At 72.5% G+C, this 14013-nt stretch carries 11 protein-coding genes and 2 pseudogenes; 10 read left to right on the top strand and 3 right to left on the bottom strand.

Annotation, left to right across the window (positions count from 1 at the left end):
• Positions 1–528 precede the first annotated feature (528 nt).
• The gene (locus tag RKD20_RS04485) at positions 529–1092 is read right to left on the bottom strand and encodes an Rv1733c family protein (protein ID WP_424876504.1); all 564 of its coding nucleotides are present in this window, start codon (positions 1090–1092) and stop codon (positions 529–531) included.
• Between the two features lie 300 nt (positions 1093–1392).
• On the opposite strand from RKD20_RS04485, the gene RKD20_RS04480 reads away from it, so the two are divergent.
• The 7 genes and pseudogenes from RKD20_RS04480 to RKD20_RS04450 form a co-directional block, all read left to right on the top strand.
• Positions 1393–2391, top strand: a complete 999-nt coding sequence (locus tag RKD20_RS04480; RefSeq protein ID WP_424876503.1) for an Acg family FMN-binding oxidoreductase — start codon at positions 1393–1395, stop codon at positions 2389–2391.
• A gap of 131 nt (positions 2392–2522) precedes the next feature.
• The gene (locus tag RKD20_RS04475; RefSeq protein WP_424876502.1) at positions 2523–3596 is read left to right on the top strand and encodes a zinc-dependent alcohol dehydrogenase family protein; all 1074 of its coding nucleotides are present in this window, start codon (positions 2523–2525) and stop codon (positions 3594–3596) included.
• 17 nt (positions 3597–3613) lie between these two features.
• Positions 3614–4315, top strand: coding sequence for a helix-turn-helix domain-containing protein (locus RKD20_RS04470; protein WP_424876501.1), 702 nt, complete (start codon positions 3614–3616; stop codon positions 4313–4315).
• 117 nt (positions 4316–4432) lie between these two features.
• A complete protein-coding gene (locus RKD20_RS04465) occupies positions 4433–4870 on the top strand; it encodes a pyridoxamine 5'-phosphate oxidase family protein (RefSeq protein WP_424876500.1) in 438 nt (145 codons plus the stop codon).
• Between the two features lie 172 nt (positions 4871–5042).
• The gene (locus tag RKD20_RS04460) at positions 5043–5873 is read left to right on the top strand and encodes a universal stress protein (RefSeq protein ID WP_424876499.1); all 831 of its coding nucleotides are present in this window, start codon (positions 5043–5045) and stop codon (positions 5871–5873) included.
• A gap of 126 nt (positions 5874–5999) precedes the next feature.
• Complete coding sequence (locus RKD20_RS04455; protein WP_424876498.1) at positions 6000–8384, top strand: phosphoketolase family protein; 2385 nt, start codon at positions 6000–6002, stop codon at positions 8382–8384.
• Between the two features lie 117 nt (positions 8385–8501).
• Positions 8502–8909, top strand: a pseudogene (locus RKD20_RS04450) (histidine kinase); the annotation flags it as partial.
• A gap of 133 nt (positions 8910–9042) precedes the next feature.
• Here RKD20_RS04450 and RKD20_RS04445 read toward each other — a convergent pair.
• A complete protein-coding gene (locus tag RKD20_RS04445; RefSeq protein ID WP_424876497.1) occupies positions 9043–10248 on the bottom strand; it encodes a globin domain-containing protein in 1206 nt (401 codons plus the stop codon).
• A gap of 376 nt (positions 10249–10624) precedes the next feature.
• Between RKD20_RS04445 and RKD20_RS04440 the strand changes: the two genes are divergently transcribed.
• The 3 genes and pseudogenes from RKD20_RS04440 to RKD20_RS04430 all read left to right on the top strand — a co-directional run.
• Positions 10625–11365 carry a CBS domain-containing protein gene (locus RKD20_RS04440; protein WP_424876496.1) on the top strand — a complete coding sequence of 247 codons (741 nt, stop codon included), beginning with the start codon at positions 10625–10627 and terminating at the stop codon, positions 11363–11365.
• A 57-nt stretch (positions 11366–11422) separates the two neighbouring features.
• The gene (locus RKD20_RS04435; protein WP_424876495.1) at positions 11423–12010 is read left to right on the top strand and encodes an Rv1733c family protein; all 588 of its coding nucleotides are present in this window, start codon (positions 11423–11425) and stop codon (positions 12008–12010) included.
• 86 nt (positions 12011–12096) lie between these two features.
• Positions 12097–12665: pseudogene (locus tag RKD20_RS04430) on the top strand (methyltransferase domain-containing protein); the annotation flags it as partial.
• A gap of 132 nt (positions 12666–12797) precedes the next feature.
• Here RKD20_RS04430 and RKD20_RS04425 read toward each other — a convergent pair.
• Positions 12798–13931, bottom strand: a complete 1134-nt coding sequence (locus RKD20_RS04425) for a hypothetical protein (RefSeq protein ID WP_424876494.1) — start codon at positions 13929–13931, stop codon at positions 12798–12800.
• Between the last annotated feature and the right edge of the window lie 82 nt (positions 13932–14013).

Here is a 14013-nt window from a genome sequence, read left to right as displayed (position 1 = left end):
CGGGTGGTCCTGCTCATGTCCAGTGTGCCCTTCACCGTGCGCGCGGCATGCGCGAAGCCGCGACGCGAAGGGGTGGTGGAGCCCCGGTGAGCGCTGCGGCCGGGAGCTGGTGGCCAGGCGGGCCGGTGCCCGAACTCTCGGGGTCCCGGGGTCCCGGCCCGCCTCGTGGCATCGGATGCGCGGTCACGGAGAACCTGGCCCGGCCGCCGTCGTCGGACCGGCCGGCGGCCCTCTGCGAGGTCGCGCGTCCCCGACCGGTAGGCGGCGGAGTCGGTCCGGCCGTCAGACGCCTTGCCACCAGCCGCTTCTCGGCCTTCTCCGGCTTCCGGTCCCGCCGGAGCCGCGAGGCTTCGCGGACAGTGCCCGGCGCGCACATGCGGGCGGCGTCGTACAACGCATCCACAAGGACGAGCAGTTGGAGGAACACGACGAGGACAACCATGTGGAAGGGGCCGACCAGACCCCTTCCCAGGCCGAAAGACCCTGGACTTCGACTGGACAGTGCACTCGGCGAGAGCGGCGAGCGGATCAACCGGTGCGGTGTCCGCAGCGGGGTCCCACCATGCCCCATTCCACGTCCCACTGGGCGAGGCGGCGACGGTCGAGTCCCCTGCGCACGACGCTCCCGGCTCCGAACGCGACGCCCGAGAGGGCGAGGGCGGACGCCGCGCCCAGCAGGCCGGACTCCACGGATGCCTCGGTCCGGCTCGGCGGTGCGGTGACCAGGTCGCCTCGGGCGTCGGTCCACACCTCTACCTCGGCACCGGCCGGGCGGCCCGATTCGACCAGGGTCTCGTCGGTGTGCACGGACCCGTCCGGTGCCGTCCAGCGGACCGCGGCCGGCGACCGGAAGCTGTGCGCAGTGGCCCGTGGGGTGTCCACGAGGAGCACTGCCCGCACCGGCGTCCGCGCGGCGCGCTGCCGGGCGAAGACACCGTCCGCCCCCTGGGCCGTCACCACACCGATCACCGTGCCGCCCACGGCGACGAGCACCCAGACGGCCAACACGAGCCACGACTCCAGCACGTCCTCGCGCCGCCGGAGCGGATTGCCACGCCACCGCCACAACCACTTCCTCGTACGCCCGGCCATCGGTCCGCACCTCCCCATCCACCGTCACTGTCGTTGTTCAGGAACGTGACAGTCGTGACCGAGCCACGGCAGGGGCCTGTCAGGGGCCGGAGCAGGGACCGTCGGGGTCAAGTCCCGGACAGAGCAGGGCCGTTCGGCCCGGTACTGGTCGCCGGGCCGGCCGTCCGGGCGTGCCGGGTGCTTGGGCCGTACCCCGGTCGGCCCCGGACAAGGGACCATCGACCCCCTCACCGCGCCATCCCACGGCCCCACCCTCGAAGGCACGGGACCCGTCCGACGCTCGTGCGGGAGGAGAGCATCATGCGCATCGCATCTCTCGACGCCGCGACCCTGGAGGCCTGTCTGTCGGCCGCTGTGGCGGCGCCTTCGTTCTTCAACAGTCAGCCGTGGCGCTACCGTCTCGACCCCGACACCGTCACCCTGGAGGTGCGGGCCGCCCCGGAGCGGAGCCTGCGCCACGCCGACCCCGTCGGCCGCGCCCTGCACCTCTCGGTGGGCGCATCCGTCTTCAACCTCCGCGTCGCCGCGCTCCACTTCGGCTGGTCACCCGTCGTACGCCTGCTGCCCAGCCCCGAGGACCCCGGCCTGCTCGCCACGGTCCGGCTGACGGCTCCCATCCACCGCAACACGATCACGTTCCGCGCCGACCTCTACCCTGCGGTCTGGCGCAGGCACAGCAGCCGTATGCCCTTCTCCAGCCGTCAGGTCCCGCCGCCGGTCCGCGCCGAACTCGCCGAGGCCGCGCACATGGAAGGTGCCCTGCTCGCCTTCCCCGCGCCCGCCGAGACGGCCCGTATGCTCCGAGTGGTCTCCGAGGCCGAGCACCGCAACCGCGCCGACACGGACCGCGGCATGGAGAGCCGCCGCTGGCTGCACCCGGACGGGGTAGGGGCCACGGACATCGGCCTGCCGCGGACGACCCTCGGACCGCAGGACGCGCGCGAGCAGATCCCGATGCGGGACTTCACCGCCCAGCGGCATTCCGAACGGCTGCCCGCCCAGGACTTCGAGCCCACCCCGCTCATCGCCCTGCTCACGACCGAGCACGACCGGCGCACCGACTGGCTGCGCACCGGGCAAGCGCTCGAACACGTATTGCTGGTGGCCACGGCCCACAGCCTGCGTGCCTCCCTGCTGCACCAGCCGATGGAGTGGCCCGACCTGCGGACCGAACTGAACCCCGTGCCCGACCACACCGGGCACGCCCAGATGCTGATCCGCCTCGGCTACGGCCCCGAAGGCCCCGCCACCCCGCGGCGCGCCCCACACGCGGTGAGCGACCCGGACACGATCAGGTGACAACGGTCTGCGGACCGGAGGGCGCCGTCCCGCGCGCGGGGGGACCGGTCGGCCCATGCGGACGCCGGTCACTCGGTCCACGCTGGAACTGTGGGGTGCTCCCGGTGCCCCGGAGCGAAGGAGGAACGGTCATGAAGGGCTTCGTTTTCCACGGCCCCGGACAGTCCGCCTGGGAAAATGTGCCGGACCCGGCCGTCCAGGACCCCACCGACGCCGTCGTACGGGTCAAGGCCGTCACCATCTGCGGGACGGATCTCCACATCCTCAAGGGCGACGTGCCCGAGGTGGAGCCTGGCACCGTGCTGGGGCACGAGGCGGTCGGCGAGATCGTCGAGGTCGGCAGCGACGTGCGCACCGTCCGCCCGGGGGACGAGGTCCTGGTCTCCTGCATCACCGCCTGCGGCCGCTGCCGCTTCTGCCGGCAGGGCATGTACGGCCAGTGCCTGGGCGGCGGGGGCTGGATCCTGGGCCACCGCATCCACGGCACGCAGGCCGAGTACGTGCGGGTGCCCTTCGCCGACCTGTCCGTGCATCCGCTGCCCGGCGGGCTGAGCGGACAGGACGCGGTCCTGTTCGCCGACATCTTCCCGACCGCCTACGAGGTGGGCGTGCTCAACGGTGCGGTGCGGCCCGGGGACACCGTCGCCGTCGTCGGCGCCGGTCCCATCGGACTGGCCGCGATCCGCACCGCGCAGCTGTTCACCCCCGAGCGGATCATCGCAGTGGACCTCGCCGACTCCCGGCTGGACGCCGCCAAGCGGCTCGGCGCCGACGTCGTCGTGGCCGTGCGCGACGACCCCGGGCAGCTGGTCGCCGACCTCACCGGCGATCTGGGCGCCGATGTCGTCATCGAGGCCGTGGGCGTGCCAGAGAGCTTCGAGCTGTGCACGCGCATGGTGCGGCCCGGAGGGCACGTGGCGAACGTCGGGGTGCACGGCAAGCCCGCCACCCTGCACCTCGAAGACCTGTGGATCAAGAACGTGACCGTGACGACCGGGCTGGTCGACACCTCGTCGACCCCCACGCTGCTGCGGATGGCGGCAGCCGGCCGACTGCCCACCGCGTCGATGGTGACCCACACGTTCCCGCTGGACAGCATGGAGGAGGCGTACGACGTCTTCGGGCGCGCGTCCGAGACCGGCGCCCTCAAGGTCGTGCTGGGCGAGCCGCGGCACGACGCACTCGCCGTTCCTGCGGCCTCGTGACGGAAGAGGAGAGAGCCGTGCGTGAACACGCGTCGGCCGGTGCGGCCCAGCCCGCGACCGGCCTCGGTACGAGTGACCTGGGCCGCCGCCTCGCCGGCAGGCGTGGAGAGCTTGGCCTGACCCGGCAGGAAGTGGCCGACCGCGCTGGCATGGACACCGGCTACCTCCGCTACCTGGAAGAGACCCCCACTGCCGCCCCGGGCGTCGGCACCCTCCTGCGGCTCGCCGACGCGCTGGACACCGGGGTCACGGTCCTCACGGGCGGTGAGGTCGATCTGCCGCAGGGGCGGGGCCGGGCGAGCAGAACAGCGGAGTCGGTGGAACTCGGCACGGACGAGTGCTGGGAGCGGCTGTCGACGCACGGGGTGGGCAGGCTCGGCATGAACACCGCCGAGGGCGTGACGATCCTTCCCGTGAACTACACCGTCGTCGACGGTGCCATCGTCTTCAGGACCGCCCCGGACTCCCTCCCGGGCGCGGTCCCCGGCGAGCAGGTCGCCTTCGAGGCCGACCACGTCGACGAGGTGTTCCGGCACGGCTGGAGCGTGCTGGTGCGCGGCCTGGCCCGTGAGGTGACGCGGTCCGACGAGGTACGGCGGCTGACCGAGCGGGCGTACAGCGAACCCTGGGCCGGCGGGCGGCGCGACCTGTGGGTCCGCCTCGACCCGGTCGAGATCACCGGCCGGCTGATCAGGGAGCGTTCGCCGGGCGGCGGGTGAACCAACCGCGCAGGGCCGCCCCGCGCGTGGGCAGGGACCAATGGCCCCTCATGCTCCGGCAAGGCCGGGTAGACGCTGGAGCAGACGACTCACCACGCGGCGAAGGTTGGACCGCCCATGTATCCGAGCGACGGCTTCCGTGAACTGGACAGGCAGGAGTGTCTGCGCCTGATGGCGAGGGCGCCTATGGGTCGCATCGTCCACACCCGGCACGCCCTGCCCGCGGTGCTGCCGGTCAACTTCTCCCTGGACTACGACGGGGGCGTGCTGCGGACAGCAGCGGCGTCGGAACTGGTCCGAGCGGTCGACGGCGTGGTCGTCGCCTTCGAGGCGGACGAGGTCGACGCGGCCGCACAGTCCGGCTGGAGCGTCGTCGTCACGGGCCAGGCCACGGTGGTGACCGATCGGGTCGAGCACACGCGGCTGTTCCGGGGCGGGCCGCGCTCCTGGGCACCCTCGCCCGACGAGGTGTTCGTGCGGATCGCACCCGAGCTGATCACGGGCCGTGCACTCGTCGGCGGGCGCTCCGTGTACGGCACCCGGCTCGCTTTCTGAGCACAGCTCACCCCGGCCCGCGCGGGACCGAACGTCCCGGAGCGAAAGGGCCGCACGGCGCCCGCGCCGTCCCACGCGGTCCCTGCCCCTTTCCTCGCTCGTGGACGAGCATCGTCGCGAGAGCCCGGTGGACCGACCGCCGGGGAGGGACGTGCACGGAAGGGGCCGGGACATGACTGGACAACGCGTGGTCGTCGGAGTGGACGGCACACTGATCGCCGTACGAGCACTGGACTGGGCGGCTGAGGAGGCCGAACGGCGTGGCGCCACCCTGCACATCCTCTACGCCGTGCCCGATCACGACGAGGCGGGGCCGGTGCTGGCAGCCGCTGCCGCTCGGATCCGCGACCACCATCCGGGGCTGCCGGTCGTGACCGGGGCCGCCGAAGGCACCGTGGTACAGGTACTCGTACGGGAGAGCGAGGGCGCCGCCCTCACCGTCGTCGGCACCCGGGGCCTCGGACGGGTCACCGGCACGCTGTTCGGATCGGTGAGCCTGCGGCTGGCCGGGCACACCCACAGCCCCCTCCTGGTCGTCCGCGGCGACCACCGGTGCGACGGCGGGCGCGAGGTACTGCTCGGCCTGGAGAGCGACACCGACGTGGACGCGGCCGCCTATGCCTTCCAGGAGGCGGAGCGACGCGGCGCCCGGCTCACGGTCCTGCACGCCTGGAGCCACCGGCACGAGACCCCCGAGCTCCCGTCGCTGATCCCGGGGACGAGCCCTGGACAGCGGGAGGCCGCCCGGCGCGAGGCGGGCGAGGAGGCGGTCGGACGCTTCGACGTGGCCGAACTGCGGCAGCGGTACACCGGGGTCGGCGTCGAGACCGTGACGGTCCGTACCGACCCGGCGCACGCCCTGCTGGAGAAGACACGGGAGGCCGGGCTCGTGGTGATCGGGGCCCGCCGCCACGGTCACGGCGGCACGCCGCGGCTGGGCACGGTCGGACACGCCCTGCTGCACCGCTCCCACTGCCCTGTGGCGGTGGTACCGGCCCGATAGGGGGCACCCGGGCCGCCAGGGGTGGCCCGAACGGCCCTGTCGAGGACCCGGCAGACGCACGGAAGCTGGTCGGGTGCGAAACCGCGCGCACGTCCGCCCCGAGACCCGCCACGGAAGGGAATCCCGATGTCCGTCGACACGCAGCAGGCGCCCGCCGAGCTCACGGACGACGAGTTGAAAGCCCTGGACGCCCACTGGCGCGCCGCGAACTACCTGTCCGTCGGCCAGATCTACCTCCTGGCGAATCCCCTGCTCACAGAGCCCCTGCGCCCGGAGCACGTCAAGCCGAGGCTGCTGGGGCACTGGGGCACCTCCCCAGGCCTGAACCTCGTGCACACCCACCTCAACCGGATCGTCAGGTCCCGCGGCCGGGACGCCCTGTGCGTCTGGGGCCCGGGGCACGGCGGACCGGCCGTCCTCGCCAACTCCTGGCTGGAGGGCACCTACTCGGAGACGTATCCCGACGTCAGCAGGGACGCGGCCGGGATGGAGCGGCTGTTCCGGCAGTTCTCGTTCCCCGGCGGAGTGCCCAGCCATGTGGCGCCGGAGACGCCCGGGTCGATCCACGAGGGCGGCGAGCTGGGCTACTCCCTGTCGCACGCCTACGGAGCCGCCTTCGACAACCCGGATCTGCTGGTCGCCTGCGTGATCGGGGACGGCGAGGCGGAGACCGGCCCGCTGGCCGCCTCCTGGCACTCCAACAAGTTCCTCGACCCCGTCCACGACGGCGCGGTCCTGCCGATCCTCCACTTGAACGGATACAAGATCGCCAACCCGACCGTGCTCGCCCGGCTCCCCGAGGCCGAACTCGACGAACTGCTGCGCGGCTATGGCCACGCGCCGATCCATGTCACCGGCGACGATCCCATGACTGTGCACCGGGCCATGGCCGCGGCCATGGACGACGCTCTGGAGCGCATCGACGCGATCCAGCGCAGCGCCCGCGAGGACGGTGTCCCCGAGCGGGCCCACTGGCCGGTGATCGTGCTGCGCACCCCGAAGGGCTGGACCGGCCCCGCCGAGGTCGACGGCCTCCCGGTCGAGGGCACCTGGCGTGCCCACCAGGTGCCGCTGTCCGCCGTCCGGGACAACCCCGAGCACCTGCGGCAGCTGGAGGCGTGGCTGCACTCCTATCGCCCGAGGGAACTGTTCGACGAGGACGGACGCCCGTCCGAGCAGGTGCTGTCCTGCGTGCCCGAGGGCACCCGCAGGCTCGGCGCGACCCCGCACGCCAACGGCGGACTGCTGACGCGCGAACTGCCGCTGCCGGACCTGGAGGCGTACGCCGTCGAGGTCGACAAACCGGGCGCGACAATGCACGAACCCACCCGCGTCCTGGGCGACATGCTGGAGTACGTCATGCGCCGCACCGGTGGGCGCCGCGACTTCAGGATCGTGGGCCCGGACGAGACCGCCTCCAACCGGCTCCAGGCCGTGTACGGGGCGAGCGGCAAGGCGTGGCAGGCGCAGATGCTTCCGGTCGACGAACATCTGGAGCGGCACGGCCGGGTGATGGAGATCCTCTCCGAACACACCTGCCAGGGCTGGCTGGAGGGCTATCTCCTGACCGGCCGGCACGGACTGTTCTCCTGCTACGAGGCCTTCGTGCACATCGTCGACTCGATGGTCAACCAGCACATCAAGTGGCTGCGCACCACCCGCCGGCTGACCTGGCGCGCGCCCATCGCCTCCCTCAACTACCTGCTCACCTCGCACGTCTGGCGCCAGGACCACAACGGCTTCTCCCACCAGGACCCCGGCTTCGTCGACCACATCCTCAACAAGAGCCCCGAAGTTGTCCGGGTCTACCTGCCGCCGGACACCAACACCCTGTTGTCCGTCGCCGACCACGTGCTGCGCAGCCGCGACTACGTCAACGTCGTGGTCGCCGGCAAACAGCCCTGCTTCGACTGGCTGTCCATGGACCAGGCCCGTGCGCACTGTGCGCGCGGCGCCGGGATCTGGGACTGGGCCGGGACCGAGGACGGCGGCCGGGAGCCCGACGTGGTCCTCGGCTGCGCGGGTGACGTGCCCACCCAGGAGGTCCTGGCCGCCGCGCAGTTGCTGCGCCGGCACCTGCCGGACCTGACCGTCCGGGTGGTGAACGTCGTCGACCTGGCCCGGCTGCTGCCGCAGGAGGAGCATCCGCACGGCATGCCGGACGCGGAGTACGACGCGCTGTTCACCCGCGACAAGCCGGTGATCTTCGCCTACCACGGTTACCCGTGGCTGATCCACCGGCTGGCCTACCGCCGCGCCGGCCATCCGCACCTGCACGTACGCGGCTACAAGGAGATCGGCACGACCACGACTCCGTTCGACATGGTCGTCAGCAACGACCTCGACCGGTACCGGCTGGTCATGGACGTCATCGACCGCGTGCCCGGCCTCGCGGTGCGGGCCGCCGCCGTACGGCAGCGGATGGAGGACACCCGGCTGCGGCACCACGACTGGATCCGCGCCCACGGCACCGACCTGCCCGAGGTCGCGGACTGGACCTGGGACGGCTGAACGGCAGCGAAGGGTAATGCGTAGGTCCCGACCGGATTCCGTGTCGGTCCCTGGTCCCGGACCATTACCTTGACAGGTGACGGCAAGAAGGCCGGTCGAGGGTCTGGAGGATCGCCGGTGGGTGGCTCGGAGGGGACCGGGGAGGCCCGCGTCAGGCTGCCGCAGCTGAGGCTGGACGAGCTGTTGGAGGAGCTGCAGGCCCGCCTCGACACGGCCCGCGGCACCCGCGACCGGGTGCACAGCCTGCTGGGGGCCGTGCTCTCGGTTGGCCGGGAACTGGACCTGGAACAGGCGCTGCACAGCATCGTCGAGGCGGCCGCCGCGCTGGTCGACGCCCAGTACGCGGCCCTCGGCGTGATCGGCCCCGACGGCAGGAAGCTGTCCGCCTTCCACACCGTCGGGGTCAGCGACGAGCAGATCGCGAGGATCGGACCCTACCCGGAGGGCCACAGCATCCTCGGGAGCTCATCCGCCACCCCCGGTTCACCGGTCCGGCTTCGGCCCACGATCACCAGGCCGGCGTCCGCGGACCGCAGGACCCGGGCCTCGACGTCGTCGGCGGACCGACCGGCGTCCACACCGAGCGCGATCTAGCGGACCCGGTGCGAGGGCTGCTGCATGAGCCAGTCTCCTTGCGGGTGAACGCGGGCCGTGGGCCTCACGCCGTGGTGTCCGGGAGCCACAGGTCGGGGCCGAAGACCTCGTAACGGATGTTCCGCGGCGGGACGCCCCGCCGCAGCAGTTGGGTTCGGATCACGCGCATGAAGGGCAGCGGGCCGCACAGATACACGGTGGCGTCGGCGGGCACGTCCAGCCCGTCGAGGTCCATCAGGCCCACGCGGGCGTCGGGTTCGGCGGACCCGGGACGGTCGTACCAGAACACGCTCCGCGCCCCGGGCAGTCGGCCCGTCAGCTCGCGTGTCTCGGTGCGCAGGGCGTGCTCGTCCGGGGAGCCGTCCGCGTGCAGGACCAGGACGGGGCGGGTGCATCCGGTCGCCGCGAGCCGGGCGAGCATGCCGACCATAGGGGTGCAGCCGATGCCTGCGGAGGCGAGGACCAGCGGGGTGTCGGACTCGTCGAGGACGACATCGCCGAAGGGCGCGGACAGGGTGAGTTCGTCCCCCGGCCGCACCATGCCGTGAAGCAGCTCGGACACCTCGCCGTCGGGGCCGCCATCGGTGCCGGTGACCCGCTTGACCGTGATGCGGCGCAGGTCACCGCCCAGGTCGCCGGACAGGCTGTACTGGCGCAACTGGTGCACGCCGTCCGGCATCCGGGTGCGGACGCTGACGTACTGTCCGGCCTTCGCCGCCGGGGCGGGCCGGCCATCGGCGGGACGCAGCAGGAAGGAGACGACGTCGGGCGTCTCCTCCCGGCGTTCGACCACGGTCCACGGCCGCCAGATCTCACCGGGGGCCACTCCGGCCTCCTGGTAGATACGGGCCTCCTGGGCGATGAGCGCGCCTGCCATCAGCCAGTAGACCTCGTCCCAGGCGGCGGCCACCTCGGCGGTGACCGCTTCGCCGAGGACCTCGGCGATCGCCCCGAACAGGTACTTGTGGACGATCGTGTACTGGTCTTCGGTCACCCCGACCGCCGTGTGCTTGTGGGCGATCCGCGCCAGCAGGGCGTCCGGCCGGGCCCCGGGGTCGGCGAGGAGGGCGGTCGCGAAGCCGGCGATCGAACCGGCCAGCGCCCGTCGCTGGTCGCCGCTCGCCTGGTTGCCGCGGTTGAACATCCCGTCCAGCAGCTCGGGCCGGTCGCGGAACATGGCGGCGTAGAACCGGGCGGTGATCTCGTCGAGGGCCCCGGCCACGGCGGGCAGCGTGGCCTTCACGAGGGCGGCGGACTCGGCGGACAGCATGAAGCCTCCAGGGGTGACAAGTCGATGACCGCTGATCGCTTGGCGGCAGACCCTGTATAGCAACGGGATTTCCGGCATTCCGGGGCGTTTCGTGCCCCGGTGGAGAGACGCGGGACCATCGGCGCCGAGGTCGGGACCAAGGTCCCGATCCATCCCGCCGGGCCGGGACCGACCGGGCCGCGATCAGGGCCGTTCGGCCCACGGCGGACGGATAGGCCGGTGGGGGCGTGCCGTGGCCGGCGCGACGCGACCGGGGCGGCCACACAGCGCCGAGGTCCGGCCCGGGCCGACAGGTGCCGACCCGGCCCATGCGCTCCGCGCGCTCGTGGCGGATCCTGAAGACAGGCGCCTTTCCTCAGCTCCACCGGAGGCCGTCATGCCCGGCACCCCGCACACGGTCAGTGACGTGATGACCCGCACCGTCGTCGCCCTGAGCAGCGACACGCCGTTCAAGGACATCGTGAAGGCCATGGAACGGTGGAAGGTCAGCGCCCTCCCCGTCGTGGACGGCGAGCACCGGGTCGTCGGTGTGGTGTCCGAGTCCGACCTGCTGCCCAAGGAGGAGTTCCGCGACGGCGATCCGGACCGGTACGCCCGGTTGCGGCGACTCCCCGACCTGGCCAAGGCGGGGGCACGCATCGCCGAGGAGCTGATGACGGCCCCCGCCGTCACGGCGCGGGCCGACGAGACGCTCGCGCGGGCCGCGCGGACCATGGCGCGGTTCAGCGTCAAACGGCTGCCGGTGCTGGACGCCGACGGCGTGCTGCAGGGCATCGTGAGCCGTTCCGACCTGCTCAAGGTGTTCCTGCGGGACGACGAGGACATTGCCCGTGAGGTGCGCAGTGAGGTCGTCGCGCTTCTCTTCCCCGACCCCGCCGAACCGATCGGGGTGGAGGTGCGGGACGGGCTCGTGACCCTGACCGGCCGGGTTCCGGACACCTCGATCGTGCCCGTCGCCACGCGCCTCGTCCGGGCGGTCGAGGGAGTGGTGGACGTGGACTGCGCGCTCCTGGGCGCGCCGCGCAGGCCGAACCTCGACCCAGACCTGCCCGCCGTCGCCCCCGTCGGCGGGGCCCGCGAGGACCGTACGGACCGATCCGGCGAACGGCCGGCCTGAGGGCCGCACCCGGCGGCCCCCGGACGCCCGCCCGTAGAGGAGATGGGGTGACGGCTCATGATGAGGACGGGTCGTACGCGCGTGCGGAAGGTGTGGTGGTGGCGGTGGCGGCGCAATCCGCTGCGCAGGCGCAGCGACAGGCTGGAGGCGTGGCTCGTCCTGGCCACCTGGACCCTCGCCCTGCTCGGCGGCCTGCTCGCCGGAGCGGGGGCGGCCGCCGGAATGGACGACGACCTCGCCGCCCGCCGTGCCGCCCTGCACACCGTGTCGGCCGTCCTCGTCGGGAAAGGGGAACGCACGGCATCCGATACGGCGGACGGAAGCGACGAGACGGTGTGGGCGAAGGTGCGCTGGACGGCACCCGACGGATCCACGCACACAGGGCTGACCCGGGTGGCACCGGGCACCGCGGCGGGCACCTCGGTCACCGTGTGGACCGACCGCCGGGGCGGCCTCGTGCGCGCACCCCTCACCGCGGCGGAGGCGCGCCTGCAGTCGGTGCTGACGGGCGTCCTGGTCGCCGCGGGCACCGGCGCCGTCGTTTTCGGAGGCGGACATTGGGCTCGGCTGCGGCTGGACCGTCGGCGGCTGCGGGACTGGGAGGCGGAATGGGCTCGCGTCGCCCCGAGCGGCGGACGAACATAATCGCTGGACCGCTCACTCGACTGCCCGCTCATGACTCTCCCCCTGCGTGTGTTGATGTCCCGACACCGTCAATCGGTCAGGCCCGCAGCGCCTGTTGCGGGCCCGAGCCGGTCGAGGTCGACGACAACCTCGGCTCGCCCGGTACGCCGCGGACGAGCGCGACACGCTGCCCGCCGAGGCCGTCGCAGCCTCCCTCGGCTGCGGCAACCCGACCGCGGTGGCCGAACTGCGCGAGGGCGAGCGAGTCCTCGACCTCGGCTCCGGCGGCGGTATCGACGTCCTGCTCTCCGCCCGCCGTGTCGGCCCGACGGGCCGGGCGTACGGGCTGGACATGACCGAGGAGATGCTCGCCCTCGCACCGGCCAACGCGGCGAAGGCGGGCGCCACGAACGTGGAGTTCCTCAAGGGCTCCATCGAGGCGATCCCGCTGCCCGCGAACACGATCGACGTCGTGATCTCGAACTGTGTGATCAATCTGTCCGTCGACAAGCCCGCCGTCTTCGCGGAGACCTTCCGCGTCCTCAAGCCCGGCGGCCGCCTCGGCGTCTCCGACGTCGTCGCCCTCACCGCCGAACAGCGGGCCCAATGCGGCGACCAGGTCGGCTGCATCGCGGGAGCCCTGTCCTTCGCCGAGTACCGCGCGGGCCTGGAAGCCGAGTAGATCTGCGAGTGCGGGCGGGATGCCTGCCGGGCCCGGATCGCGCTCACGACGGACAACAGCGAAATGCCACCGCAGCCGACGTCCAGGTGGTCGCCGAGACACCCCCGTCGGCGATGTCGATACGCATCACGGCATGCTGCCGGAGGGCTCAGGCGGGACCACAGGCGCGGGCTGGGGGTCACGGTCTCCGGCCAACCGCAGTGTCGCGAGGGCCGCGAGTCCTGACATGACACCGAAGGTGAGGGCGGCCGGGACGCCCGTGCCGAGCGCGGAGAACACGTGCACGGGACCCCACACGGCGGCGGTGTCGTCGACCGCCATGTGCAGGACCTGGCTCGCGAGCAGTCCCAGCACGGTCGCGCAGACCGCGCCCAGCACCATCGCCGGCGCGGTCGTCCGGGTGAGCAGGCCGGGCAGCAGGCGCAGCGACCACCACACCACGGCCAACAGGAGCACGTCGGCGGCCCGGTACAGCAGCCAGTGGCCGACGGACATGGACGCCGGTCCGCTCCAGGCGCCGAGCAGGAGCCACTGACGCAGCAGATCACCGGGCTCGGACAGCAGGCCCGCTCCGCTGAACGACGTCTGGATCCAGGCCGCCACGGACTGGTACGACAGAACCACCAGCGACACCGCGACCACCGCCGTTCCGACGCCGGCGGCCGTGCGGGCGGCACGCGGCGGCACACTGCGCCGGGGGAGCGCGTCCGCGCCCCTGGCGGTGACCCGCGCCACGACCACGGTGAGGAGGGCCGTCGCCAGCCCCGCGAACACCGCGACCGGCCCGCTCGACGCGATCACTCCCGCGAGCTGCGGCAGGACCCGGTAGCTGCCGCGTCCCCGGGACGCGATCAGCCAGGGCGCGGAGACCGTCACGGCCAGGGTCGCGGCCACCGGGCTCCAGGCCCACAGCGCGAGCAGCGTGGCCGGCGTACGGCCCTCGGTCGGCGGGATCCTGCGGAGCAGGGGCAGCGCGCCGGCCACGAAGAACGCGAAGAGGGTCACGAACCTGATCTGCATCGCGGTGCGGTACAGAACGGAGTACCGGGTGCCGCCGTCCCCGTCGGTCGGCAGGGCCGTCGAGGGGTCGTACGACCAGGGCGTGAGCCAGCGCAGAAGTTCGTTCACCGAGTCGATGTCGAACACGCTGGTGCTGCCGCGCAGTTGGAGTGCCTGCGCGCTCGCCCCCGCCCACCACAGCAACAACGTGATCAGCAGGCCGCCGACCAGGGCCGGTATCACCGCGCGCCGATATGCCATGTGTGTCTTCCCCCGACTTGACCCGTGCCCGTAAGTGTTTCGAACAGGAGAAGAGAGTAGGGCGTGGTGATCGCGTACGGCA

The organism is Streptomyces sp. SLBN-8D4, from assembly GCF_049739545.1.
GTDB classification, from domain to species: Bacteria; Actinomycetota; Actinomycetes; order Streptomycetales; family Streptomycetaceae; genus Streptomyces; species Streptomyces canus_C.
This window is presented reverse-complemented; position numbering and strand designations above follow the sequence as displayed.